Origin of the sequence: Sulfurovum sp. (assembly GCF_041562805.1) — a bacterium.
Lineage (GTDB): Bacteria > Campylobacterota > Campylobacteria > Campylobacterales > Sulfurovaceae > Sulfurovum.
On record NZ_JBFFOH010000240.1, the window covers coordinates 1 to 2,802 of the forward strand.

The following is a 2,802-nucleotide window of genomic DNA, read 5'->3' on the forward strand; positions in this document are numbered from 1 at the left end:
ATATTTGAAATAGGGGGTAAGGACAAGTCGTTTAAACAGATCAAAGATGTTGAAAATAGCTTTATAGCCTCCGATGACATTGAAATAGGATTTGGTAACAAGATCCCGCTCTGGTTATTTGGGTTTTTATACTAAAGGGCACCTTGGATATTGCTACGCTAAAATTTAGGGTCTGATGACAACCTATTGCTTCATACTATTTATTTACCTTTCAACCAACTGCCAAAACTAGTCAATTTACTTTTATTCTCAGTTAACCATTTTGATGAATTCGCATTTCCGCTTTGACTAACATATCTGCAATATGTCTCTATATGTTCACTTTTTGCTAAATCATAAAAAAATGGTGTATAAAAACTCCACCATATATTTTTGTTTGTTTCTTTTTTTAGCTCACCCAGGATTTCGAAGAAAGATTCAGTGTTTTCAATGAACAGCACATCATTAGTTTTCCCTTCATTTTTTTCTAATGCGTTAGAAGCTTCTATCACTGAAACCGCTAATTCAGCAGCTCCAAATTGACTATCTTTATTTGGCACAAGAGTGATATTTATACCATTAGGATCATTTTCATCTCTGGAGACACTCCCTCTGAAATTTGCTTGTAGCATTTCATAAGCTTCTAATGATCTTGTAGAATTAGGCTCTAAAAAAAGGAAGTAATATGTTGCCAACAAAGTTTGAACAGTGTCTCCTTTTTGATTATGTAAATTTGCCAACAACAAATGACTGCTAGAATGATTTGAGTTTTGTTCTATTGCACTTATTAGATTTGCTTCGGCGTTCTCTAAATCATCTACTTTGTAATAGTTCAGAGCTAAGTTGTAATAAAGCAGATAATGTCCGCCAACTTGTTGAATGGCATTTTCAAAGAGTTTAATAGACTCACCCGTCTTACCCATAGCGTCTAGTGCTGACCCCTTAGTCAAGTATGCCTGTAGCATATAGTCCGACTTTGCAGTAAGTATGATGTCTGAATATTTGATAGCTTTTTTATAATCACCTTTTGTGAAATAACTTAGAGAAAGTTCATAGTTTACAAGTGCTGAATCAGGGTTTGTCTCAAGTGCTCTTTTATATATTTCGATGGCTTTATCATAGTTCCCATTATCGTGATATTGAATTCCTTGTTTGACAAGCTCTTCAATACTAGGCTGCGCCGTCACCTGGGTGGACAGCAACAGTACAATTAACGCTATATATAATTGTTTCATTTTTAACCTTTTATTATTTTAATGGTGCAACAGGTCTAGACAAATGCCTTGTTAGTCATACGTCATAAAACCAACAACTGTATGCTGATCATCTCTTCTCTCATAGACTTCAAATGGCGAACCGTCATAATTAAAAAAATAGAACTTTTCAGTCTCTGTAGGCTTTGTCCAAATTCTCTCTTTGATCACTTTCTCTAACCGTTTTTGATCGATCATTCCTTGTGAATAGGCTTGAGCCAACCAAAGAATTTTATTCATAAACTCATCTTCGCTTGTGTGTTTCCCGTCTTTAATTTTTAGTTCTATCATTATGCCAAAATGTACACAACCGCCAATGTTTATACTGACTTCACCATCTGCTACCGGTACTTGCACAACAAGGTTTTCATTTGTCATATAACTGCCGGGATATCTTTTTAGCAGTTTAATGTTTTCATTGACTCGGTCTGTCTTATCGAAGATGCACTCCTCCGCCATCATTATTTGACTAAAGATCAATAGTATAAAAATAAGAAGATACTTTATTTTATAGCCTTGAACCATACTCCTACCTTTTACACGGGACTATAAAGTCAACATGATAATGTTCATCATGCCGGACCCATGAGCGTTTTTTAGAAAATTGTATATTCTTCTTTAAATAAGGGCCATATTTGGTTTTAAAAAGGCCTGCCTGTAACTTAGGATCAAAAATAACACGCCAAAGGTCGTAACCTAGCGCTTTCGCCTCTTTGTGCAGCATATAGATGTGTGCAGCTAGTGCTTCATAGTCAATAGAGAGATCTTCATATTTACCGTTTTTGTCGAACTCGATGTTGTAGCCAAACTTGTTAAAAGGGTGTGTAGACAGATGTACGGACTCTCCCTCAGCATTCATTACCGGCGTCATAAAATCGACTGATAATCCATTGTTGTGTGTCTTATGCGGTTTGAATGTGCCACCATCTTTAAACCCTGTTTCTGCATACTTGTAGACTTTACCGGGCTGTTCTTCTTCCAGACCTTTATAGGCGCCTACTATGACCTGTTTGACTGCCGAGTGCACGTAGGTTCTTCCGGCTAAACGGGCTACAGAGCTGTAGCCCACATAATTGTTCCCTTCCGCTGGCAACTGAACACCGTTTTCTAAACGACCTTTTGATGTTGTGCCGTAACAGGTACTTGTTTCAGCCAAAAGATACATTGGAAAAAGAAGCAAGGCAACTAAAGTGTATTTCACAATTGTGTTCATCTGTTTTCATACTTTGTCATGGATTAGTTTTTCCGATTTTCGCTCGTAAAGCTTTAACCCTAATTTAATCTTATTGACCTGAAAAATTTAAATTTATGGTCTGGTGTCAACCCACTGCTTAACTCCCCCAAAGACCTTGATTAAGCTAGCGCTATCAATAAAAAAGAAGATCAGCAACACTTCACGCGTTGATGATTTATTGTATCGTAGCGGGGCTTTAGAGGTAGTTGTTTGGTGCTTTGGTTACCTGACGGTGGAATGGAGTTGATTGGTTGTTCTGATTTTGGTCTGCCCTCCCACGCAAAAGCGATGGGAACGAGGATACACTATAACATTTGATCATAAAATGAACCTTTA

Annotated in this window: 3 protein-coding genes and 1 pseudogene; 1 reads left to right on the forward strand and 3 read right to left on the reverse strand. The window is 37.2% G+C overall.

The features are described 5' to 3' along the window. Positions 1 to 135, forward strand: a pseudogene (locus tag ABYK33_RS15225) (3-dehydroquinate dehydratase); the annotation flags it as partial. Positions 136 to 200: 65 nt separating this feature from the next. On the opposite strand, the gene ABYK33_RS15230 reads toward ABYK33_RS15225, so the two are convergent. Genes ABYK33_RS15230 through ABYK33_RS15240 form a run of 3 tightly spaced genes read right to left on the reverse strand, consistent with a single transcriptional unit; the run spans position 201 to position 2,445 of the window. Then, positions 201 to 1,214, reverse strand: a complete 1,014-nt coding sequence (locus ABYK33_RS15230; protein ID WP_373034168.1) for a tetratricopeptide repeat protein — start codon at positions 1,212 to 1,214, stop codon at positions 201 to 203. A 51-nt stretch (positions 1,215 to 1,265) separates the two neighbouring features. Continuing rightward, on the reverse strand, positions 1,266 to 1,757 hold the full coding sequence (locus ABYK33_RS15235) for a hypothetical protein (protein WP_373034169.1): 492 nt from the start codon (positions 1,755 to 1,757) through the stop codon (positions 1,266 to 1,268). A 4-nt stretch (positions 1,758 to 1,761) separates the two neighbouring features. Then, entirely contained in the window at positions 1,762 to 2,445 is a 684-nt protein-coding gene (locus tag ABYK33_RS15240; protein WP_373034170.1) for a penicillin-insensitive murein endopeptidase, read from the reverse strand. Between the last annotated feature and the right edge of the window lie 357 nt (positions 2,446 to 2,802).